Here is a 22,725-nt window from a genome sequence, read left to right as displayed (position 1 = left end):
CGTTCCGGTAGTCGTCGGCGAAGCAGTGGTGCGGGCGGTACTCATGCCTGCGGCCAGTTCTCGGCAAGGTCGCCCCAGAGATAGGCGGCGGCCTCGACGCCCTTGGCGAGCAGGTCGAGCTCGACCTTCTCGTTGACGGAGTGCCAGCCGTCCGAGGGCACCGAGATGCCCAGGAAGAGGACCGGCGCGCCCAGCACGTCCTGGAGGTCGGCGGCAGGCCCCGAACCACCCTCACGGGTGAAGAGGATCTTCTGTTCGAAGGCCCGTCCCATGGCGCGCACGGTGGACTGCAGCGCCGGGTGGTCCAGCGGCGTCAGGCAGGGCCGGGTGACGCCCGGGAAGACCAGCTCGTACCGGATGCCCTCCGGCACCCGGGCCGCGACCCAGTCCCGGACGGCCGTCCGGACCTGCTCGAACTCCTGCCCGGCGACCAGCCGGAAGGAGAGCTTGAGGTGTGCCTCGGCCGGGACGATGGTCTTCCCGCCGGGGCCGGTGTAGCCGCCCCAGATGCCGTTCACCTCGGCGGTCGGGCGGGCCCAGACGCGCTCCAGGGTGCTGTAGCCGGCCTCGCCCTGGGTGCCGTACGACTTGGCGACCCGCAGCCACTGGGCCTCGTCGTAGGGCAGCTCGGCGAAGAGCTCGCGCTCACGATCGGTCAGCTCGACGATGTTGTCGTAGAAGCCCGGGATCGCGACCCGGCGGTCCTCGTCGTGCAGGGCCGCGACCAGCTCGGCCGCGACGGCGGCGGGGTTGGGGACGGCACCGCCGAAGGAACCCGAGTGGATGTCGGTGTCCGGGCCGGTGAAGTCGATCTGGGCGTCCATCAGGCCGCGCATCCCGGTGCAGACGGTCGGCGTGGTCTCGGACCACATGCCGGTGTCGGAGATGATCACGACATCGGCGGCCAGCCGCTCGGCCTCCCGGCGGACCAGGGCGGCGAAGTTCGGCGAGCCGGACTCCTCCTCGCCCTCGACCAGCAGCTTGAGGTTGACGGCCGGCGCGGTACGGCCGGTGGCGGCCAGATGGGCCCGCAGGCCCAGGGTGTGGAAGAAGACCTGGCCCTTGTCGTCGGCCGCGCCCCGGGCGAACAGCTGCTTGCCGATCACGGTGGGCTCGAACGGGTCGGTCGCCCAGCCGTCCTCCCGGGCGGCCGGCTGCACGTCGTGGTGCCCGTACACCAGCACGGTCGGCGCGGACGAGTCCCCGGACGGCCACTCCGCGAAGACCGCCGGCAGGCCGTCCGTCTCCCAGACCTCGGCCACCGGGAAGCCGGTCTCGGTCAGCTTCGCGGCCAGCCACTCGGCGGAGCGGCGCACCTCGCCCGCCTGAGCCGGGTCGGCCGACACGGACGGGATCCGCAGCCAGTCGGCGAGGTCCTGGAGGAATCCTGGCTGGTGCTGGTCGATGAAGGAACGGACGGCGCTGTCCGGGGTTTTCGTCATGTGGACGACTTTAGTTCGCCCATGCGGGTGCGTGCCCGCGCGCTCCGGGATGTGATCGGTTAGCTCTGTCACCTCCGGGGCACTGCGGGACACCCTCGGGAGGCACGAGGTCCTGGTCCGGGCTGTCGGTGGTGCTGCTAGACCAGCAGGCTGCCGGCGTCCTGGCTGACGCTCTCGTCGACCAGCCGGCCGTCCCGGAGGAAGACCACCCGGTCCGCCCAGGCGGCGTGCCGGGCCTCATGGGTGACCATCATGGCGGCGGCCCCGGCGTCGCAGCGGGCCCGCAGCAGGGCGAGCACCGACTCGCCGGTGGCGGAGTCGAGGGCGCCGGTCGGTTCGTCGGCGAGCACCAGCCGACGCTCGCCGATCAGGGCCCGGGCGATGGCGACCCGCTGCTGCTGACCGCCGGACATCTCCTCTGGGAAGCGGTCTGCCAGCTGGGCGATACCCAGCTCCTCCAGCGCCGCGAGGGCCTCGCGGCGCGCGGCGCGGGTGGACACGCCGTCCAGCTCGCGGGGCAGCGTGATGTTCTCGGCGGCGGTCAGCGCGGGGATCAGGTTGTAGTCCTGGAACACGTACCCGATCGACCGACGGCGGACCTCGGCCAGCTTCTTCCTGCCGAGCCCGCCCAACGCGGTCCCCTCGACCAGCACCCGGCCGGCCGTCGGGCTGTCCAGGCCCCCGGCCAGCGTGAGCAGGGTGGACTTGCCGGCGCCGGAAGGTCCCATCACCGCGACGAACTCGCCCGGGTACACCTTGAGATCGACGTCGCGCAGCGCGTGCACCTCGGCGGCGCCCCGCCCGTGCACCCGGGTCACACCCTCCAGGTGCAGCACCGGCGAGGTGCCGGCCGATGCGTTGAAGGCGGCTTGAGAGGTGGTCAACTTTCCCCCTGCTGTTATTACGTGATGTTCGACGTTCAGAGGCGGGAGCGCCGCTTCGGCTTGGCCGGGGCCTCGGTCGCGCCCTGCGGCACGGGCGGCTCGGCGGCGCGCTGGGTCAGACGGCTCTCGCAGTGGTCCAGCCAGCGGATCTCGGCTTCGGTCTGGAAGATCAGCTGCTCCAGCACCAGGAGCCAGGCGAGGTCCGTGCGCTGCCCGGAGTCGGCCAGCAGCGCCTGCCCCTTGAGCCGGGTGTAGTCCTGCAGCGCCTTCATGCTGTGCTTGCGCTGCCCCTGGACGACTGCGGCGACATCCACCCCTGGCACGGTCACGGCCATCGCCAGCTTGATCGCCAGCTCGTCGCGCGGCGGATTGGTCCGGGGCACCGGGGTCTCGAACCAACTACGCAGTTCCGCGCGTCCTGCCTCGGTGACGGCGTAGAACAGGTGCCCGTCCTCGTCCTCGCCGTGCGGTGCGACCAGGCCGTCCCGTTCCAGTCGCCCCAACGTGGTGTAGACCTGGCCGACGTTGAGCGGCCAGGTGGCGCCCGTACGGGCCTCGAATTCGGTACGCAGCTGGTAGCCGTATCGCGGACCCTGGTCGAGCAGGGCGAGCAGGCCATGGCGGATGGACATACGGAGTATGTATACCCGGTATGGGCGCCAGGCTCAAGCACCGGGCTCAGGTAACGGGCTCGACACCGGGCTCAGGCAGCGGGCTCAGGGCAGTGGGCTCAGCACCGGGCCGAACCGAGCGGCCGGGTGAACCGGTACGGTCGTACGGTGAGCCAGCTGCGCATCGCCACCTTCAATCTGCTGCACGGTCAACCCCTGGCCCAGGACGGTGGTCCACTGCCCTACCCACCGGAACCGGGCGAGCCGCTGGGCGAGGCGATCGCCGCGCTGGACGCGGACGTGCTCGCGCTCCAGGAGGTGGACCGCTACCAGGAGCGCTCCGGTCTGGTCGACCAGACCGCCGTGGCCGCGAAGGCGATGGGTGCCGCCGACTGGCGCTTCGCCGCCGCACTGCACGGCCGGCCGGCCCCTTCGGCGGGCTGGGTGCCCGACCCGTCCGTCACCGGCCTGCAGGTGTACGGCCCCGGCGAGGTCGGGCTCGGCACCGAACTGCCCTCGTACGGCACCGCGTTGCTGACCAGGCTGCCGGTGCACCACTGGCGGGCCCGCCGGTTCGCCCCGGCACCGTTCGGGCTGCCGCTGCGGGTGGCCGGGCGGCGCGGACTGACTCCCGTACCGGACGAGCCCCGGGTCGCGGTGGCCGCCGTCCTGGAGGGCCGGCTCGGACAGTTCACCGTGGTCGCCACCCACCTGTCCTTCGTGCCCGGTTGGAACATGGCGCAGCTGGCGGCCGTCCGCCGTTGGATCGCCGACCTGCCCAAGCCGTACCTGGTGCTCGGCGACTTCAACCTGATCGGCGCGGTGCCGCGTACGGTGCTCGGCAGCGCGACCGCGCTGGACCGCGAATCCACCCGCGAACGGGTCCGGGACGCCCGGGCGGCCCGCCGCGCCCGGGCCGCCCTGCCGGGACCGCGCCGACGCCGGGTCCGCGAGCCACGCCCGCGCCTGCACGGCTGGTACGACCTGGCCAAGACGCCGACCTACCCGTCGCACCGCCCCACCGTGCAGTTCGACCACGTGCTCGCCATGGGCGTCCCCCGGACGGCGGTCGGCCCGGCCGAGGCCCCACGCGCGGCCGTCTCCGACCACCGCCCGCTGGTCGTCGAGGTCGGTCTCTAGAGGTCGGTCCCCAGAGGTCGGTCTCCAGAAGGCGCCGCCGCACCGGGGGTGCCGGCGCAGAAGGTCTGGTTCATCAAGCCGATGACGGTCTGGTTGAGCGCAGCGGACTTGACCGGGTCGTACTGGGTGAGCGAGATCGCGATCTGGCGGGTGCCGGCGCGATCGCTGAACATGAAAGTGCTGTAGCCGGCGATCCCGCCCGGGTGGCCCCAGACGGCGCCGCAGGACAGCGAGGTGGCCATCAGGCCCAGACCGTACGCGGAGGGCGGATCGGCGATGGCCGGGATGGTGCTGGTCATCTCGGCGAGCTGGGCCGGAGCGAGCAGGCGCCCGCCCATCAGCGCGGCGTTGAATCGGGTCAGGTCGTCGGTGGTGGAGATGAGCTCGCCGGCCGCCCCCGCTGCCGAGGGGTTGAGGTCGGTGATGTCGGCGGGACCGCTGGTCAGCGGGAAGTAGCCATGGCTGTGCGGGCCGGGGATCGTGGTGGCCGTCCCCGGGAGGGAGGTGTGGTCCAGCCCCAGCGGCCGCAGGATCCGCTGCCGGACCTCGGTGCGCCAGGAGTGGCCAGTCACCTTGCCGATGATCTCGCCGATCAGGATGTAGTCGGTGTTTGAGTAGTGCCAGCCCTGCCCGGGGGCGAAGTACGGCGGGTGGCTGGTGGCGGCGGCGATCAGCTGCTGCGGGGTGAAGGTCTGCCAGCGGATGGTGGCGGCGAACTGCTCCTGCTGGGCCTCGGTGTCCTGGGCGAACTCCGGCAGGTCCCCGAAGTCGAAGATGCCGGCGGTGTGGTTGAGCACCTGGCGCACGGTGATCGCGCCGCCGCCCGGGACGACGCCGGGCAGGTAGCGCTCGATCGGGTCGTCCAGGCCGACCTTGCCCTCGGCGGAGAGCTGCAGCAGCACCGTGGCCAGGAAGGTCTTGGTCACGCTGCCGGCCCGGAACCGCCCGTCGACCGGCGCCGGCGCCTTGCCGGCGAGGTCCCGCACGCCGGTCGTGCCACGCCAGGCGACCTTGCCGTTCTCCCGCACCTCGGCGATGGCGCTGGTGGCGCCGGCCTGTGTGGTGATCGCGTCCAGCGCCTGCTGGAGCGCGGCACTGTCGGAACGGCCGGCCGAGGGGCCGTCGGCGGGCGCGAGGGCGAGCGGGCCGCTCGGCGGTGTGGCGGCGCCGGCCGCCGGTGCGAGCGCGAGTACGGTGGCGCCCGCGAGCAGCCCGGCGGCGAGGCGAAGACCGCGCCGCGACATGGTCTGACCGTTCGTCATGTGGTTCTCCTTCGACGATCACCGGAGGGTCCGGCGGAGCCAGCTTCACGGTCCGGCCAGCGCGCCCGCATCAATCCGTGGAAGGAGACGCTGAGGAAGATCTCATCCTCTGGTCGCTGGTTGACGCGGCATCAGACACGATCAAGGGGCCGCCCGGCCCAGCACCGGACGACCCCTCACATAACAGGAATTTCCGGCCCCTGTCAGCCGGCGGTGAGGGCCTGTTGGCCGTTCTGGTGCGGGAGGTGCGGTCCGGTCGGCTCGTACTGGAGCAGGAGCATCGCGGCGTCGTCGGAGAGGGCGCGGCCGACGTGTCGGACGACGTCGTCGTGCACCCGGCGCAGTACCTCGGTCGGGCTGCCGGTGGCGCAGTGCGGGAGGCGGTCGGCGAGCGGGTAGAAGGCGCCTCGGTGGTCGCGGGCCTCGATCACGCCGTCGGTGAAGAGCAGCACGCGGTCGCCGGGGTGGATCGCGATCCGCTGGACGGGCGGGTGGACGTCGGCCGGGTCCAGGACGCCGAGCGGGGGGACGGTCTCGTCCAGTTCCAGGGCGCGGACCGGCTCGCCGGCCCGGAGCAGCAGTGGGGCGGGGTGGCCGCAGTTGACGATCTCGGCGGTGCCGTCCGGGCGGACGCCGATCAGGACGAGGGTGACGAACTCCTCCTCGACGCCGGGGTGGTCGTTCTCGTGCAGGGCACGGTCCAGGCTGACGGCGAGCCAGCCCGCGACCTTCTCCAGGGCCGGTTCCTGGTGCGCCGCCTCGCGGAAGGCGCCGAGCACGGCGGCCGCCGTCTCCACGGCGTTCAGCCCCTTGCCCCGGACGTCGCCGACCACGGCCCGGACGCCGTGCCGGGTGTTGACCAGCTCGTACAGGTCCCCGCCGATCGAGGCGTGCGCGGCGGCGGCGGCGTAGTGCACGGCGGCCCGGACGCAGCCGACCCGGTCGGGGACGGAGCGCAGCAGCACCCGGCGGGCGATCTCGGCGACCAGCTGGGCGTCGGCGAGCGCCGCCTCCTGGCGCAGCCGCAGCGTCACGCTGACCCAGCCGATCCCGGCCACCAGCGCGATGGCGAAGACCGTCGCGCTGTGCACGGACTCGCCGAGCACGTCGTTGTAGAAGGCCATCAGGAAGGCCGCCGCCTCGGTGCAGAGCCCGATCAGCAGCGGGAACCAGGTCCGGCGGCTGACCACGGCGGCCAGCGCGGGAACGGCGGTGAGGGCGGGTTCGACCGTGACTTCACTGTTGCTGAAGTAGTCGAGGGAGACCACCAGGAGCATGCCGATGAACGGCAGTGCCAGGGCGGTCCTTGGCCAGGTACCGGTGACGGTACCTGGAACGGCTCCCGGGGTCGGCCCCCCGAGCCGCGCTCTGATCCATCCGGTCGCGCTCAACTTCGGTCTCTCCAGCAGAAGGTGGCCGGTGCCTGGGACACCTGCGGTGATGACTGAGGGTTACGAACTGCGGGCCTTGCTGGTGGCCGGAGTACGGGGGTGACCGGTTACCGACCCCACAATAGGCGCGAAAAGTGCACTCTGAACAGGTTTCGCACGATCCTGTGATGACATGGATGCTCTGCGTGACTCATTCTTCACTATTCCCGATCAGCAGCCGGGTCAACTCTTTTCGGTCAGGAAGTCCTGACGGTCTTTCGACCCGCCCGCTGCGGACATAGAGGAACGAGGCCGTGACCTGCTCCGGCTCCAGCCCCATCTGTTCGGCCCAGGCGACCCGGTAGATGGCCAGTTGCAGCGCGTCCGCCGTCTCCTCGCGGTGGGTCTTCCAGTCCACCACCTCGTAGCGCGCGGACCGTGGTGACCCTGAGCCACCGTCACTCTCCCGGTACACCGCATCGATCCGGCCGCGCACCACCCGCCCCGCGAGCACCAGTTGGAACGGCGCCTCGACCCGGTAGGGCGTCCGGTGCGCGTACGGGCTGCGCAGGAAGGCCTCCTTGAGGCGTTCGAGGTCCCGCTCGTCCTCGATCCCGTCGTCGTCCACCCCCGGCAGGGCGCCTGGCTCGATCAGCATCAGGGGCTCGATCCTGGACTGCACCCAGGCGTGGAAGCGCGTGCCCCGGCGGGCGGCGGGCTGCGGCGCGCGGGGCATCGGGCGGGCCAGCTCGCGGGCGAAGCCGTCCGGATCGGCGGCGAGGCGCATCAGCTGGGACGCCGACATCGTGGCCGGCAGCGGAACCTCCCGGACGGCCCGCCGGGAGCGCGCCAACTCGCCGAGCAGCGCGGTCAGATCGCGGTCCCAGGAGTCCGCCTGGCGCTGGTCCTCAGGGGCCAGCTGCTCGGGCTCGGGGGCCGGCTCGCCCGCCAGCCTGCGCTGCACCACCGCCGCGACCCGGCGGCGGGCCAGCTGGGCGGCCGGGTCCAGCGGCAGCGGCCAGGGCGTCTCGACCGTACTGGTCAGCGCGGGGTTCTCGGCGTCCGGCGCCGGGGCCTCGGCCCAGTGCTCGATCTCGCCGCAACCGGGCCGCTCGCAGTGCTCGCGCAGCTCCTGCAGGAAGCTCGACGGGCCTCGGCGGCGCTTCTGGCTCGGGCCCCACCAGTGGCCGGAGGCGAGCAGCAGCGAGCGCGGGCGGGTGAACGCGACGTACCCGAGCCGGAGTTCCTCCGTCGTCGAGTGCTGCGCCATCTCCTTCTTGAAGAGCGTCATCTCCTTCGGGGCCCAGCTGTCCAGGTCCGGCAGGGTCGCCGCGTCGCCGCGCAGGCTGTGCGGCAGGACGCGCTTCGTACTCGTCCACCGCTCGCGGCCCTTGCCGCCCGGGAAGACGTCCTTGACCAGGTTCGGGACGGCCACCACGTCCCACTCCAGGCCCTTGGACTTGTGCACGGTGAGCACCTTCACGGTGTCCTCGCCGCCGGGCAGGCTGTTGTCGAGCCCGCGCTCGTACTCCTGCGCGGCCCGCAGGAAGGCCAGGAAGGCGGCGAGCCCCGGATCGCCGTCCAGGTCGGCGAAGCCGGCCGCGACGTCCAGGAAGCTGTGCAGCGTCTCCCGGCGGCGGGCGGCCAGCGCGAGCGGCGAGGCGGAGAGCTCGACCTCCAGACCGGTCGCGGCGAGCACCCGGTGCAGCACGTCCATCAGCGGCTCGGCCAGTGCGCGGCGCAGCTCGCGGATCTCCTGGGCCAGCCGGGCGAAGCGGACCCGGGCCTCGGCGGAGAACGGCAGCTCGTCGGGCTGGTCGGCGTCGAGGAAGGTCTCCAGCGCGTCCGCGAGCGAGACCACCTCCGTCGGGTCGGTCTCGGCGACAGCAGCGGTCAGCGCGTCCACGCCCTCCGGACGGCCCGTCCGCACCAGGTCGGTGGCCCGGCGGCCGAGCAGGGCGAGGTCGCGCGGGCCGATCCGCCAGCGCGGGCCGATCAGCAGCCGGACCAGCGCGGCGTTGGCCGTCGGGTCCTGCAGCACCTCGCAGACCGAGACCAGGTCCGCCACCTCCGGCAGCTGCAGCAGCCCACCGAGCCCGACCACCTCGACCGGGACCTCCCGGGCGACCAGCGCCGCGTGGATGTCGGGGAAGGCCGCGCCACCCCGGCAGAGCACGGCGATCCGGCCGGGCGCGGTGCCGGTGCGGACCAGGTGGGCGATCGAGTCGGCCAGCCAGTCGATCTCCTCCGCGTGGGTGGGCAGCAGGGCGCAGCGGACGAACCCGTGCTGCTCGTCGCCGGGCGCCGGACGCAGCGCCTCGACACCTTCGTGCATGGCCCGCAGGTCGGTGGCGAGGTGGTTGGCGAAGGCGAGCAGCCGGCCGCCGCTGCGGCGGTTCTCGCTGAGCGCGTACCGGATGGCGGGGGTGCCGCCCCGGCGCGGGAAGTGCCGGGGGAAGTCGTCCAGGTTGGCGACGGAGGCACCGCGCCAGCCGTAGATCGCCTGGCACGGGTCGCCGACCGCCGTGACGGGGTGGCCGCTACTCACCCACTCGCCTCCGGGCGCTCCGACCCGGCGTCGGCGTTCCTCGCTTTCGGCACCGGCGCGCCCTTCGGCTCGGGGCGGGGTCCCGCCGAACAGACCGGCCAACATCAGGCGCTGGGCGACGGAGGTGTCCTGGTACTCGTCGAGCAGCACCACCCTGAACTGCGCGCGCAGCAGCTCGCCGACCTCGGGCCGCTGCTGGGCCAGACGGGCGGACGCGGCGATCTGGTCGCCGAAGTCCATCAGGTTGGCGGCCTGCTTGCGGCGGCGGTACTCCTCCACCAGCTGCAGCAGCTCCAGCCGGGCCCTCGCCGTGACCGGGATCGCCCGCAGGTCGTCGTTGCTGAGCTTGGCGCCGGCCAGCTCGTCCAGCAGGCCGGTGTCGAAGGCCCGCAGCTCCGCCGGGGCCACCAGGTGCTCGGCCAGCTCGCTGTCCAGCGCGATCAGGTCGGCGACCAGGCCCGAGAACGCACCCGTCAGCCCCGGGAAGGGCCCCCGGGCCGAGCGCAGCACCTTGGCGGCCAGCTGGAACCGGGTGGCGTCGGCGAGCAGCCGGACATCCGGCTCGATACCGATCCGCAGGCCGTGCTCCTTGAGCAGCCGCCCGGCGAACGCGTGGTACGTGGAGATGTCGGGCTCGCCGAGCGACTCCTCGTCCTGGTCGATCACCCCGGCCCGCAGCAGCGCCGTCCGGACCCGCTCCGCAAGCTCACCCGCCGCCTTGTTGGTGAACGTGAGCCCGAGCACCTCCTCCGGCCGCACCGCCCCCGACCCCACCAGCCACACCACCCGGGCCGCCATCACCGTGGTCTTCCCCGACCCGGCCCCCGCCACGATCACGGCAGGCTCCAGCGGGGCGCCGATGGCGAGCATCTGCTCCCGGTTGAAGGGAATGCCGAGCAGCTCCTTGAGCTGCTCGGGGTGGGTGAGTACTGGGCGCACAGCGCCAAACCTAACTGTTCGGGCCGACATTCCAGGGGCGCGGGGAACTGCGCGAAACCGGAAGTAACGGCGCCGCACCTACCGCCTCGCGCCCGACCATGGCCGGCGTTACTCGATCAGCTGCTGGCCGTCACGCTGCGCCGAGCAGCTGCTGCGGAACGAGCACCGCGCGCAGCCGTCCCCCGTCGTCGGGAGGAAGCGTTCCGCGAGGACGCGTCCGGCCGCGTCCGCGAGCAGGTTCTCGATCCACGGCTCGCCGTCCGGGGCCCCCTGCTGCTGGACCTTCGGTGCCTCGACGGTGCCCTTGGCGGGCTCCCGCAGGTGGACCAGCTCCGCGCCGCCGGACGCCGCGCCGTCCTCGAACCCCGGCAGGTCGGCAAGCGCGCCGTTGCGTACGGCGAGCTGGTAGACCGCGAGCTGCTTGTGCTCGGGCAGCGACTTCTCGGTGGGGATCTGCTTGCCGGTCTTGAAGTCGACCACGTACGCCCGGCCGGCCTCGTCCCGCTCGACCCGGTCCATCGAGCCCCGGATCCGGACGTCGATGCCGCCGACCGGGATGGTGAGGTCGAAGCCGTGCTCGGTGGCGACGGTGGTCCGGCCGCGCTCCAGGACGTGCCAGTGCAGGAAGCGTTCCAGGGCGGCCCGCGCCTGGTCCTTCTCCTGGTGGGACTTCCACGGCGCGTCGAAGGCCAGCGCGTCCCAGACCGCGTCCAACCGCTCCATCAGCACCGCCAGGTCCGCCGGGGTGCGGCCGGAGCCGACCTCGTCGGCCAGCGCGTGCACCACGTTGCCGAAGCCCTGGGCGGCCGTGGTGGTGGTCGCGGCCTTGACGTCCTTGTCCAGGAACCACTGGAGCGAGCAGTTCTCCAGCTGCTCCAGCCCGCTGCCGGAGAGCCGTACGGGCAGCCCGGGCTCGCGCAGCGGCTCGGGGACGTCCGTCCGGTCGGTCAGGCCCCACCAGCGGTCCGGGTGGGCGGCGGGCACCAGCGGCGCCCCGTCCTCGTCCAGCGCGGCGGCCAGCTGGGCGAGCCGCTCGGCGGCCGCCCGCCGCAGCTCCGGGCTGCGCCCGGGGTCCACCGTGACGGCCCGCAGCTCGGCGACCAGTGCGGACACCGCGAGCGGGCGGCGCGGGCGGTGGGTGATGTCCTCGACGATCACCTGCGGGGTACGGCTGCGCACCTTGCCCGTACGCGGGTCGAGCTCCTCGCGGTACAGCTCGCGCAGGAAGCGGGACGGCTCGTCGCCGTCCTCGGCCGGGGCCTTGACGGCGGTGACGATCAGCCGGTCCCTCGCCCGGGTCGCGGCGGTGTAGAAGAGCCGGCGCTCCTCCCCGAGCAGCGCGGCCGGGGAGAGCGGCTCGGCGAGCCCGTCCCGGCCGATCCGGTCGGCCTCCAGCAGCGAGCCCCGGCGGCGCAGGTCGGGCCAGAGCCCGTCCTGGACCCCGGCCACCACGACCACCCGCCACTCCAGGCCCTTGGACCGGTGCGCGGTCATCAGCCGGACGGCCTCCGGCCGGACCGCCCGCACGGTGAGGGTGTCGGCGGCGATGTCCTGCGCCTCCAGCTCGGCCAGGAAGTCCAGGGCGCTCCGATGACCGGCAAGCTGCTCCTCCGCCCGCGCGGCCGTTTCGAACAGCGCGCAGAGCGCGTCCAGGTCCCGGTCCGCGTTCCGCCCGGCGGCACCGCCGCGCAGGGCGGCCCGCTCCAGCCGCTCGCGCCAGCGACGGCTGCCGTCCCAGAGCTCCCAGAGCGCCTCCTCGGCGCCGCCGCCCCCGGCCAGCAACTCCCGCACCTTGCGCAGCAGCACCCCGAGGTCCCGGGCCCGCCGACTGAACGAGGGATCCATCGCGACCAGCCGCTCGGGCTCGACCAACGCCTCCCGGATCAACTCCTCCGCCGAGCGGACGGTTTTTTCAGGGACGCGATCCGGCTCAGGCCCGGAGCCTTCCGATTCGTGCCCCGGGCGGTGCCGCAGCGCCTGGCGTTCCTCCTCGCGCAGGGCGCGCCCGAGGCGCCGCAGGTCGGAGCCGTCCAGGCCGCCGAGCGGGCCGGTGAGCAGGGTGTGGGCCAGTTCGGCGGTGCAGAGTTCGGCGGGTTCGGCGCAGACCCGGAGGGCGAGCAGCAGCGGGGCCACGGCGGGTTCCTCCCGGAGCGGCAGGTCGTCACCGTCGATCTCCAGCGGCACCCCGGCCGCGCCCAGCGCCCGCCGTACGCCCGGGATCGAGCGGGAGCCCGCCCGGACCAGTACGGCCATCTCGCCCCACGGCACCCCGTCCTCCAGGTGCGCGCGGCGGAGCAGGTCGGCGATGGAGTCCAGCTCGGTGCCGGGCGTCGGGTAGGTGTACACCTCGGCCCGGCCGCCCTCGCGGGAGGGCAGCAGTGCGCGGTGCTGGGCCAGCTTGTCGGCGGGCAGCCGGCCCATCGGCATCCGGCGGGCCAGTTCCCGGGTGGCCGCCAGCAGCACCGCGCCGGAGCGGCGGGAGACCCGCAGCACCTTGACCTCGGCCGGGCTGCCGTCGGCCTGCGGGAAGGACTGCGGGAAGTCGAGGATGCCGTTGATGTCGGCGCCCCGGAAGGCATAGATCGACTGGTCCGGGTCGCCGACCGCGACCAGGTCCCGGCCGCCGCCCGAGAGCTGGCGGAGCAGCCGGACCTGCGAGGGGTCGGTGTCCTGGTACTCGTCGACGAAGACCACCTCGTACCGCTCGCGCAGCGCGGCCCCCACCTCGGCGCGCTCGGCGAGCAGTACCGCGCGGTGCACCAGCTCGGCGTAGTCGAGCACGCCGCGCAGGTCGAGCACGTCGAGGTAGTCGGCGAGGAAGTGCGCGGCGGCGGCCCAGTCCGGGCGCTGCACGCCGTCGGCGAACCGGCTCAGCTCGGCCTCGCCGAGACCCAGTTCGCGGCTGCGGGCCAGCACCGCGCGGACCTCGTCGGCGAAGCCGCGGGTGGTCAGACAGGCCCGCAGGTCGAGCGGCCAGCTGATCCGGCCGACACCCTGCTTCGCGTCCTCGGCGTCGCCCGCGAGCAGCTCGCGGACCATCACGTCCTGCTCGGGGCCGGAGAGCAGCCGCAACGGTTCGGCGTACGCCTCCGGGTCCTGGTGGGCGCGGAGCAGGGCGTAGCAGAACGAGTGGAAGGTGGTGGCCTGCGGCGACACCCCCACGCTGCCGAGCCGCCCGGTCATCCGGTCGCGCAGCTCCATCGCCGCCTTGCGGCTGAAGGTGAGCACCAGGATGCGTTCGGGGTCGGTGCCGCGCTCGATCCGCCGGACGACGGACTCCACGAGCGTGGTGGTCTTCCCCGTCCCCGGGCCCGCGAGCACCAGCAGCGGGCCGCTCGCGTGCTCGGCCACCGCCTGCTGGTACGGGTCCAGCGTGGGTGGGGCGGGCTGTGCGAGCGGGCTGCGCACCAGACGGAAGGGGGAGGTCACGGACATCCTGGGCTGGGGAGGCGGGCGGGTCGGGCGGGGCCCGTACGCGTCGAGCCTACGATCCTGCCCCGCACTTCCCGTCGCCGCACCCGGATCGGCGGGAGAGGGGGCGCGCCGCCCGCCGGACGCGCCCGCCGGCAGGCATGCCGCGACGGCGACCGGACAGATTCCCTGGGTGCTGCTACTTCCCCGGGGGCTGGTCGCCGTCCCAGCGGGCGTGTTTCAGGTCCACTCTCGGCTCGCCGCCGACCGTACGCAGTGGCGTCCCCTCCACCCGGTAGTTGGCCAGGGCCCGGTCCTCGTGGCCGGGGAGCGGCCGCCCGTCCGCCCGGATCACCCGCCACCAGGGCACCGCGCCGCCGTACAGCGCCATCACCCGGCCCACCTGCCTCGGGCCGCCCTGACCGAGGTACTCGGCGACGTCCCCGTAGGTCATCACCCGCCCGGCCGGGATGCGTTCGGTGAGGTCGAGCACCGATTCCGCGTACGGTGGAGGCCCCTCCGGGCGCACACTGTCTTCCATCTGCGGCATTTTTCCTCATCCGGTCCAGTCCGGGGCGCCGTGCGAGGGATTCGCCGCGCCCGATGCGGCCCCTGTCCAGCAAGGGCCGCCCGGGCATGCCACCATCTTCGGGGCGGTGAGTGGTGATACAAGGACAAGACCAGATGACCGGGACGGCAGACGTGGACGTGGACAAGGGCTCGGTCGGGCCCGCCACCGACCGGTTTGCGGCCTCGGCGCAGGTCCCTCCGGACGAGCCGCGACGGATCTCACTGCTGAAGCAGCCACGGACGGAACCGCGAGCAGAAGCGCGCCCAGAACCACGGACAGAACCCCGGACGGAACCGCTACCGCGCACCCGACCGCACGGAGACTTTCACACCGACTCGTACCAGGAGTCGCACAGGCAGGATTCGCACAAGGGGGAGCAGGGCGTGGCGGCCGACGAGCCTCCGACCGGCGATCACCTCGCCGTGGACGAGCCGCTGCTCGCGGCCCGCGCGCACCGGCCCTCGGACCTCATCCGGTTCCTGGCCGGGGTGATGGGCATCGTCGCGCTCTTCCTGCTGGCCACCTTCGCGGTCTCGACCACCTCCGGCCTCGAGCTCGACATCTCCGCCAACACCCAGCGGATCCCCGGTCTGCTGAGCACCGTCGCCGCCCTGGTGTCGAGCGTGGCCGTACTCGCCGTGCCGCTCGCCTTCGCCGTCGAACGCCTGATCAAACGCGACGGGCTGCGGGTCGCCGACGGCGTGCTCGCCTCGGTGCTGGCGTACGGGGTCTCGCTGGGCGTCGACTGGTGGGTCGCGGCGGGCGCCTCGAAGGTCATCCGGGAGGCCCTCACCCAGCTCCCGCCGGACGGCAGCCGGACGCTGACCGACCCGGTGCACGGCTATCTCGCTCCGGTGATCGCCTATATGACGGCGGTCGGCATGTCGAGCCGTCCGCGCTGGCGGGTGGCGCTCTGGGTGGTGGTGATCCTCAGCGGCATCACCGAACTGGTCAGCGGCTACACCACGCTGCTGTCGCTGCTCCTGACGGTACTGATCGGCTGGTCCGTCGCGTACGGCACGCTGTACGCGATCGGCTCGCCGAACATCCGCCCGACCGGGAACCACCTGATGCTCGGACTGCGCAAGGTCGGCTTCGCCCCGGCCGGCGCGCACCGGGCCTACGACGCGCCCGGCGGCACCCGCCGCTACTACGTCGAGCAGCAGGACGGGCCACCGCTGGACGTCCACATCATCGACCGCGAGCAGCAGGCCTCCGGCTTCTTCTACCGCGCCTGGCGAAGGCTCCGGCTGCGCTCGGTGGCCGTCCGGCGCAGCCCGCAGTCGCTGCGCCAGGCCCTGGAGCAGGAGGCGCTGATCGCCTACGCGGCCGCCGCCTCGGGTGCCCGGGCCCCGCAGCTGGTGGCCACCTCCGAGCTGGGCCCGGACGCCGCGATCCTGGTGTACGAACAGGTCCCGGGCCGGACCCTGGACGAGCTGGCGGGCGACGAGATCACCGACCAGGTGATGGCCTCGCTCTGGGAGTCGGTCGGCGCACTGCACGAGCGCCGGATCGCACACCGGCGGCTCACCGGCGAGTCACTGCTGGTGGTGGACGACAAGACCGGCTGCCTGGTCAACCTGTCCGGCGGCGACATCGCGGCCAGCGACCTGACGCTGCGGATCGACGTCGCCCAGCTGCTCACCACCTTCGCCCTGCGGGTCGGACCGGAGCGGGCGGTGGCCACGGCCAACGCGGTGCTCGGCGCCGACCGGGTCGCCGCCTCACTGCCGCTGCTGCAGCCGGTCGGGATGAGCCGCAGCACCCGGATCGACCTGACGCGCCTGAGCAAGGAGCGCAAGGCCGCCGCGCAGGCGCTGGCCCTTGAACAGGTGGCAGCGGGCGAGCGCACCCAGCAGCAGGCGGAGGAGGACATCGCCACCGCCGGTGAGGACCTGCTGAGCCGGATCCGTGGTCAGATCCTGCAGATCGCGCCGGAGGCCCCGATGGCTCCGGCGAAGCTGGAGCGGCTCAAGCCGAAGACCCTGATCATGGTCATCGCGCTGACCTTCGCCGCCTACCTGACGCTCACCACCGTCAAGCCCGCGCAGCTCAAGCTCTCCCAGATGGACTGGGCCTGGGCGGCGGTCGCGCTGGCCGCCGCCGCCGTCAGCTACGTCGCGGCGGCGATGAGCCTGACCGGCTTCGTACCCGAGCGGCTGCCGTTCCGGCGTACGGTGGCCGCCCAGGTCGCCGGGTCGTTCGTGAAGCTGGTGGCGCCCGCCGCGATCGGCGGCATCGCGCTGAACACCCGCTACCTGCAGAAGGCGGGCATCCGCTCCGGCCAGGCGGTCGCCAGCGTCGGCGCCTCGCAGCTGGCCGGGCTCGCCGGACACCTGGGGCTGCTGTTCTGCTTCGGCCTGATCACCGGCAGCCAGACCAACGGGGACCTCGGTGCCTCCCGCGCGGTGATCATCGGGGTGCTGACGGCCGCCGTACTGGCACTGGTGGTCGCCGCCGTCGGGCCGCTGCGGCGGTTCGTGGTGACCCGGGTGCGCTCGCTGTTCTTCGGCGTCGTCCCCCGGATGCTCGACCTGATGCAGACGCCCAGCAAGCTGGTCACCGGTTTCGGCGGGATCATCCTGCTGACCCTGAGCTTCACCGCCTGCCTGGACGCCTCGGTACGGGCCTTCGGCTGGTCGATGAGCTTCTCCGCCGTCGCGGTGGTGTTCCTGACCGCCAACGCGGCCGGCTCCGCCATCCCGACCCCGGGCGGCATCGGCCCGGTGGAGATCGCCCTGGTCGGCGCACTGACCCTGTCCGGCGTACCGCCGGTGGCCGCCACCCCGGCCGTCTTCCTCTACCGGGCCCTGACCTTCTGGCTGCCGGTACTCCCGGGGTGGATCTCCTACAACGTCCTGCAACGCAAGGGCGCGCTCTGAGCGCTCGCCCAGCCATAGCAAGGGCGCGGGGACTGCGCGAACCGGAAGGCACGTTGCCGCACCTGCCGCCTCGCGCAGTCCCCGCGCACCTTCGCTGAAGCTCGGCGCAGCTAGTAGATCGGCTTGTCCGGCTCGATCTGGCTGACCCAGCCGACCACGCCACCGCCCAGGTGCACCGCGTCGGAGAAGCCGGCCGCCTTGAGGACCGCCAGCACCTCGGCGGAGCGGACGCCCGTCTTGCAGTGCAGCACGATCTTCTTGTCCTGCGGCATCAGCTCCAGCGCGGTGCCCATCAGGAACTCGCCCTTCGGGATGAGCGTGGCACCGGGGATGCTGACGATCTCGTACTCGTTCGGCTCGCGGACGTCGACGAGGAAGATGTCCTCGTTGTCGTCCTGCCACTCCTTGAGCTGCTTGGAGGTGATGGTGGAGCCTGCGGCGGCGGCCTGGGCCTCCTCCGACACGACTCCGCAGAACGCCTCGTAGTCGATCAGCTCGGTGACCGTCGGGTTCTCGCCGCAGAGCGCGCAGTTCGGGTCCTTGCGGACCTTGACCTGACGGTAGGTCATCTCCAGCGCGTCGTAGATCATCAGGCGGCCGACCAGCGGGTCACCGACACCGGCGAGCAGCTTGATCGCCTCGGTGACCTGGATCGAGCCGATGGACGCGCAGAGCACGCCCAGCACGCCGCCCTCGGCGCAGGAGGGGACCATGCCCGCCGGCGGGGCCTCCGGGTAGAGGCAGCGGTAGCACGGGCCGTGCTCGGCCCAGAAAACGCTGGCCTGGCCGTCGAAGCGGTAGATCGAGCCCCAGACGTACGGCTTGCCGAGCAGCACCGCGGCGTCGTTCACCAGGTAGCGGGTGGCGAAGTTGTCGGTGCCGTCCACGATCAGGTCGTAGCCGGCGAAGATCTCCATCACGTTGGAGTTGTCGAGGCGCTCCTCGTGCAGGATCACGTCGACGTAGGGGTTGATCTCCCTGACGGTGTCCCGTGCGGACTCCGCCTTGGAACGACCGATGTCGGAGTGGCCGTGGATAATCTGGCGCTGGAGGTTGGACTCGTCGACGGTGTCGAACTCGACGATGCCGAGCGTGCCCACACCGGCGGCGGCCAGGTACATCAGGGCCGGTGAGCCGAGGCCGCCGGCGCCGACGCACAGCACCTTCGCGTTCTTCAGCCGCTTCTGCCCGGCCATCCCGACATCCGGGATGATCAGGTGGCGGGAGTACCGGCGGACCTCGTCAACGGTGAGCTCGGCGGCCGGCTCGACCAGGGGTGGCAGCGACACGGGGACTCCGATGGTCGTCGTCATATCGGTTTGAGCTTCGATTCAGCTACGCCAACAGTGTCATGCCCCCTTGGTATTCCGAGACAGGGAGTCCAATTGGCGAGACGGTACGCACCGGATGGTGGGATCGGGCCGCTGGACGGCTCGCGACCGGCACCGCCGCCCGGATCGCCACCCGGGCCACGGCCGGTACGGCCTGTTGAGCCCCGGTCGGGCCCCCGGTTGAGCCCCCGTCGAGCCACAGCACGCGGCCGTGCGGGCCGGACGACCCGGTCCGGGCGGCTCAGACCCGGCAGGCGGTCTCCATCCAGATGTCGCCGAGTGACTCCTCCAGTGGGACCTGTGTCCGCCAGCCGAGACGATCCCGGGCGGTCCGGACGTCCGCCTGGCGCCACTGGACGGGCTCCAGGATCGGACGCGCGTCCGGGGCCCGGTGCTGATCGGCGGCGCTCCGGTGGGGGTGCTGGTGGTGGTCGGCGGCGGGTGCGGGCTGGCTGGGGAGCAGCACCTGGCGGGCGTCCTCACTGATCGTGCCCTCGAAACCCGAGGCACGGACGAGCAGCTGGGCCGCGTCCCGGGCCCGGACGGCATGGCCGCTGCCGATGTTGATCACGCCGGTGGCGGCGGACACCGCCGCCGCCTGGATCGCCCGGGCGACGTCCCGGACGTCCACGAAATCCCGGTATCCGGACAGGTCCGGCATCCGCACCTGGTGCTCACCGTGCTCCAGCGCGCGCCGCAGGCCCTCGGAGAGCCGCCCGAACAGCGAGGCCGTCGGCGACCCCGGCCCGACCACGTCGAAGACCCGCAGCACCGCCGCGTCCAGGCCGGACGAGATCACCAGCTCGGTACCGGCCAGCTTGGAGACCCCGTACGGGCCGACCGGCCGGGGTTCGGCCGTCTCCGGGATCGGGGCCCCAGCGGGCATCGGACCGTACTCGGCCGCCGAGCCGACGTGCACCAGCCGGGCCGGCTCCCGGCTGCGCCGGATCGCCTCGCAGACCGTCGCGACGGCCAGCGTGTTGGCCTTGATCAACGCGCGCGACGTCCCGTACGTCACCCCGGCGCAGTTGATCACCACCTGGGGGGCCACCGCGTCCAGGAACCTCGACAGTGCGCCGGGGCTGCCCGCCGTCAGGTCGAAACGGATGTCGGCGGAGTCACGTCGGCCGAGCACGGTGACCTGGAGTTCCCGGTCGGCCACGAGACGGTCGGCGACCCGACGGCCGATGAAGCCGTCGGCGCCCAGCAGCAGCACCCTCATCGGGGGTGTCCTTCCACGAAGCCCGGCCCGTGCGGGCCGGGCAGCTTACGAATACGCGGATTGCGAATATTCGGGCGGGGTCATTGGGCGGGGATGTTCCGGCAGGGGGTCAGGACGGAGGGTCAGGACGGGGATCGGAACGGGAGTCGAGGGCCGCGGACCCGTCGGTCCCGGTCCCAGTCCCGCTCCCGGGGGCCGCCCTCTCCCCGATCCCGATCTCGATCCCGGTCTCGGGACGGCCGAGGACGACCGAGGCGTACGGGAGCAGCAGCGCCACGACCGCACCGCAGCAGAACAGCTGAGCCGTGGCGGGGGCCGATCCGGCCGCTGTCAGCAGCACGCTGCCCGCCCCGGCGGCGAGCAGCCCGGCGCCGGCAGGCCCGGCCCGGCCGCCGAGCCGCAGGACGGCGGCGGACACCAGCAGCAGCCCGAGCGCGGCCGCCCCGGCCCACTGCGTGCCGGAGGCCCGCAGGGCCGCCTGGTGCAGCACGGCCGGCCCCGGCCGGGGGGCCAGTTCGGTGAGTACGGCCAGGGCGGCGAAGCAGAGCCCCGAGAGGACGGCGAGGTGCAGCAGGATCGCGACCGGGAGGGCGGGCCGCATCCGGGCCCGGTACTCGGCCAGTGTCCTGGCCGAACCGAGGTGACCACGGGCGGCGTGCCCGAGCCAGCCGACGGCCCACTCGACAGATCCCATGCCCAGCGCGGCGGCCAGCCCGAGCGCCGCCTCGGGCGCCGGTGCCCGCAGCGGCAGGACCAGCAGCAGGGCCACTCCGACCCCGTACCCGAGCTGGGGCAGCGCCCATCGTCCGGCAGCGACCCGTACCAGCCGGCCACCGCAGACGGCCGACGCGAGCAGCCCGATCACCGGTGGCAGGGCCCGGGTGGCGACCAGGACAGCGGCCAGGACGGCGCAGGGCAGCCAGTGCCGGGCGGTGCTGCGCAGCGCCCGGCCCGCCCGCTGCCGCCAGGAGGTGCCGTGCGGGGGCGGGCCCGCCTCGGGCGGGCGGCGCGGCACCCGGGCGTACAGCTCCTCGGCCAGCGCGAAGACGTCCACGTGCCGGTAGCGGGCGGCCTCGGCCGGGCCGATACCGCTGTCCTCCAGCCCGGCGGCGATCTCCAGTACGTCGACGGCCCGCTCGCAGAGGGCGCGGTGCTGCTCCATCAGCTCCCGGACCGGATCGGCGGGCGGGCTGCCGGGCCGCTCGGTGACCCGGGTGCCGTAGGACCCTCGGTCGGGGCCGGGCTGGGGGCCGGCCATCAGACCGCCTCCGCCAACGCCCCCGGTTCGGCGACCCCCGGCCCGGTGTCAGGTGCGCCGCCCGGCATGCCCTTGGGCAGGCGGCCGGGCGTTCGATCGGGCGCACCGGCCGCCGGCGGTTCGGCCGCCGCCCGCGTACCCGTCACCCAGTACTCGGCGGGCCGGGCGAACGGGCGGAGCCGCTCCCCCGTAACCCCGTCACCGGCCGGGAAGGCCGGCCAGTGCGAGAGCAGCTCCAGATAGATCTCGCGGAAGGCCGCCACCACCGGCTCGACGGCGAAACGCTCCTGCGCGCGCAGCCGCCCGGCCAGGCCGAGCCGGGCTCTGCGTTCCTCGTCCCGCAGCAGTGCCAGGCAGGCGCCCGCCAGCGGCTGCGGGCTGCGCGGCGGGACGAGCAGGCCCGTCGGGCCGACCACCTCCCGGGCCACGCCGACCTCGGTGGAGACCACCGCCCGCCCGCTCAGCATCGCGTCCGCGAGCAGGCGGGGGCTGCACTGGGCGAGCGCCGAGAAGACCACCACGCTGCCCGCCTCCCACATCTCGGCGATGCCCGCCGGACGGCCCTCGAAGGTGACGGAGGTGCCGAGCCCCAGCCGCTCCGCGACCGCCCGGCAGTGGGCGAGGTAACCCGGCGGACCCTCCTCGCCGTACATCCGCAGCCGGGCCTCCGGCAGCTCGGCCCGCACCCTGGCGAAGGCGTGCAACATAAGGGCCGGATCACGGCCGGGCTCCAGCGCCCCGGCCCACACCAGGGTCGGCCGGTCGGGATCGGGCCCGGCGGCGGCGCGGGCCACTGCCGGGGTGCCCTCGTGCACCACCCTGGTCCGCGCCTGGTTCGCCCCGCAACGCAACTGCCACCGCTGGTCGTAGGCGCTGCCCGGCGTCAAAACGGCCGCCTGCCGGTACGTTTCCTCGGCGAGCAGCCGGAAGAAGCTGAGCAGCAGGGCCCGGACGGGCCAGCGGTAGGGCGCGCTGCGGTAGCTGCGGTACTGCTCGCGCAGGTGGAGACCGTGCTCGGTGACCACGAACGGCACCCCGTGCAGCTGCTTGGCCGCCAGGGCGGGCAGCGCCGCCGGGCCGCCGCCGACCACGTGGCAGAGATCGACCGCGCCGAGACCCTCCTCGTCGGTGCCGTACCAGGGGGCGGCGAGCGGGCGCAGGCACTGCTCCAGCAAGTCCCCCGCGACCAGCACGTCGCAGACCTGCGGCTGCCCGGCGGCCGTGTCCGCGCCGGGCGCGCCCCACTCCTGCTCCAGCGTCCGCCGGGCGGGCCCCGAGGCCAGGAAGGCGGGCAGCGCACCCGCACCGTCCGCACGGGCGAGCGCGGCGAGCTGGTAGAGCCCGGTGGCGAACCCGGCGCGCTCGCCGGGCAGCACCAGAGCGCGGACCAGATCGCGGTGGGCCCGGACGTACAACCGACGGCGGTGCAGCGCGGGCGCACGACCGGCCGGCCGTCGGCCCCACATCGGCAGCTCGTGGACGGCTCGCAGCCGGCCACCGGACCGATCACCCACGCCGTCGCCCGTGGACAGCAGGTACAGCCGGAACTCGTGCTCGGCCAGCCCTTCGACCAGTCGCCCGCACCAGCTGCCGCCGGCACGCGGTGCGTACGGATGAACGCCCTCGGTGAGCAGAGCAATGCGCACGACGACCTCCAGAGCAGAGCGGTTCGATGGACCAGGGATGCAACTACGTCACGACAGGGAGCCTGATCAGCCAGAACGCCAGTACTCAGAAGGAGGGCGTGGCCCTCGACGGGCTCGGCAGCGCCGCCCGGGCCGACAGCCGCTCTCCCTGCGGCCACGACCCCGGGCGTAGCGCTCGACGCCCCTTTCGCAGCCGCCCCTTGGGCAC

The 22,725-nt window shown here is 73.3% G+C and carries 14 protein-coding genes; 2 read left to right on the top strand and 12 right to left on the bottom strand.

Annotation, left to right across the window (positions count from 1 at the left end; all coding sequences use genetic code 11):
* Positions 1–41: 41 nt before the first annotated feature.
* The 3 genes from P3T29_RS05785 to P3T29_RS05775 form a co-directional block, all read right to left on the bottom strand.
* Positions 42–1,442, bottom strand: a complete 1,401-nt coding sequence (locus tag P3T29_RS05785; RefSeq protein WP_280715188.1) for a dipeptidase — start codon at positions 1,440–1,442, stop codon at positions 42–44.
* Positions 1,443–1,579: 137 nt separating this feature from the next.
* Positions 1,580–2,326 carry an ABC transporter ATP-binding protein gene (locus P3T29_RS05780; RefSeq protein ID WP_280715187.1) on the bottom strand — a complete coding sequence of 249 codons (747 nt, stop codon included), beginning with the start codon at positions 2,324–2,326 and terminating at the stop codon, positions 1,580–1,582.
* A 35-nt stretch (positions 2,327–2,361) separates the two neighbouring features.
* Positions 2,362–2,958 carry a PadR family transcriptional regulator gene (locus P3T29_RS05775; protein WP_280715186.1) on the bottom strand — a complete coding sequence of 199 codons (597 nt, stop codon included), beginning with the start codon at positions 2,956–2,958 and terminating at the stop codon, positions 2,362–2,364.
* A 147-nt stretch (positions 2,959–3,105) separates the two neighbouring features.
* Here P3T29_RS05775 and P3T29_RS05770 point away from each other — a divergent pair, with 147 nt between their 5' ends.
* The gene (locus P3T29_RS05770; RefSeq protein WP_280715185.1) at positions 3,106–4,077 is read left to right on the top strand and encodes an endonuclease/exonuclease/phosphatase family protein; all 972 of its coding nucleotides are present in this window, start codon (positions 3,106–3,108) and stop codon (positions 4,075–4,077) included.
* On the opposite strand, the gene P3T29_RS05765 is transcribed toward P3T29_RS05770, so the two are convergent.
* The 5 genes from P3T29_RS05765 to P3T29_RS05745 form a co-directional block, all read right to left on the bottom strand.
* A complete protein-coding gene (locus tag P3T29_RS05765; protein ID WP_280715184.1) occupies positions 4,074–5,339 on the bottom strand; it encodes a serine hydrolase domain-containing protein in 1,266 nt (421 codons plus the stop codon). The two genes, P3T29_RS05770 and P3T29_RS05765, sit on opposite strands and share 4 nt — an antisense overlap.
* A 203-nt stretch (positions 5,340–5,542) precedes the next feature.
* Positions 5,543–6,730: a PP2C family protein-serine/threonine phosphatase gene (locus tag P3T29_RS05760; protein WP_280715183.1), complete on the bottom strand. Its 1,188-nt coding sequence runs from the start codon at positions 6,728–6,730 to the stop codon at positions 5,543–5,545.
* 190 nt (positions 6,731–6,920) lie between these two features.
* Entirely contained in the window at positions 6,921–10,196 is a 3,276-nt protein-coding gene (locus tag P3T29_RS05755) for an ATP-dependent DNA helicase (RefSeq protein ID WP_280715182.1), read from the bottom strand.
* A 108-nt stretch (positions 10,197–10,304) separates the two neighbouring features.
* Positions 10,305–13,631 carry an ATP-dependent DNA helicase gene (locus P3T29_RS05750; RefSeq protein ID WP_280715181.1) on the bottom strand — a complete coding sequence of 1,109 codons (3,327 nt, stop codon included), beginning with the start codon at positions 13,629–13,631 and terminating at the stop codon, positions 10,305–10,307.
* Positions 13,632–13,806: 175 nt separating this feature from the next.
* Complete coding sequence (locus P3T29_RS05745; RefSeq protein WP_348532795.1) at positions 13,807–14,148, bottom strand: MGMT family protein; 342 nt, start codon at positions 14,146–14,148, stop codon at positions 13,807–13,809.
* Between the two features lie 413 nt (positions 14,149–14,561).
* Here P3T29_RS05745 and P3T29_RS05740 point away from each other — a divergent pair, with 413 nt between their 5' ends.
* Positions 14,562–17,060: a lysylphosphatidylglycerol synthase transmembrane domain-containing protein gene (locus P3T29_RS05740; protein ID WP_348532794.1), complete on the top strand. Its 2,499-nt coding sequence runs from the start codon at positions 14,562–14,564 to the stop codon at positions 17,058–17,060.
* Between the two features lie 110 nt (positions 17,061–17,170).
* Here P3T29_RS05740 and moeZ read toward each other — a convergent pair whose 3' ends face one another.
* From moeZ to P3T29_RS05720, 4 genes are all read right to left on the bottom strand, one after another.
* Complete coding sequence (gene moeZ / locus P3T29_RS05735; RefSeq protein ID WP_280715361.1) at positions 17,171–18,349, bottom strand: adenylyltransferase/sulfurtransferase MoeZ; 1,179 nt, start codon at positions 18,347–18,349, stop codon at positions 17,171–17,173.
* A 283-nt stretch (positions 18,350–18,632) separates the two neighbouring features.
* Complete coding sequence (locus tag P3T29_RS05730) at positions 18,633–19,613, bottom strand: NAD(P)-dependent oxidoreductase (protein ID WP_280715179.1); 981 nt, start codon at positions 19,611–19,613, stop codon at positions 18,633–18,635.
* 109 nt (positions 19,614–19,722) lie between these two features.
* Positions 19,723–20,871: a hypothetical protein gene (locus P3T29_RS05725; protein ID WP_280715178.1), complete on the bottom strand. Its 1,149-nt coding sequence runs from the start codon at positions 20,869–20,871 to the stop codon at positions 19,723–19,725.
* On the bottom strand, positions 20,871–22,517 hold the full coding sequence (locus P3T29_RS05720; protein ID WP_280715177.1) for a DUF3492 domain-containing protein: 1,647 nt from the start codon (positions 22,515–22,517) through the stop codon (positions 20,871–20,873). The genes P3T29_RS05725 and P3T29_RS05720 overlap by 1 nt, the downstream gene beginning before the upstream one ends.
* Between the last annotated feature and the right edge of the window lie 208 nt (positions 22,518–22,725).

This window comes from Kitasatospora sp. MAP5-34 (assembly GCF_029894335.1).
Taxonomy (GTDB): Bacteria; Actinomycetota; Actinomycetes; order Streptomycetales; family Streptomycetaceae; genus Kitasatospora.
This window is presented reverse-complemented; position numbering and strand designations above follow the sequence as displayed.

Coding starts and splice junctions, on each gene's coding strand:
- P3T29_RS05785 (WP_280715188.1), bottom strand. CDS start 1,442: ATGACGAAAACCCCGGACAGCGCCGTCCGTTCCTTCATCGACCAGCAC.
- P3T29_RS05775 (WP_280715186.1), bottom strand. CDS start 2,958: ATGTCCATCCGCCATGGCCTGCTCGCCCTGCTCGACCAGGGTCCGCGA.
- P3T29_RS05765 (WP_280715184.1), bottom strand. CDS start 5,339: ATGACGAACGGTCAGACCATGTCGCGGCGCGGTCTTCGCCTCGCCGCC.
- P3T29_RS05750 (WP_280715181.1), bottom strand. CDS start 13,631: ATGTCCGTGACCTCCCCCTTCCGTCTGGTGCGCAGCCCGCTCGCACAG.
- P3T29_RS05745 (WP_348532795.1), bottom strand. CDS start 14,148: ATGGAAGACAGTGTGCGCCCGGAGGGGCCTCCACCGTACGCGGAATCG.
- P3T29_RS05730 (WP_280715179.1), bottom strand. CDS start 19,613: ATGAGGGTGCTGCTGCTGGGCGCCGACGGCTTCATCGGCCGTCGGGTC.
- P3T29_RS05725 (WP_280715178.1), bottom strand. CDS start 20,871: ATGGCCGGCCCCCAGCCCGGCCCCGACCGAGGGTCCTACGGCACCCGG.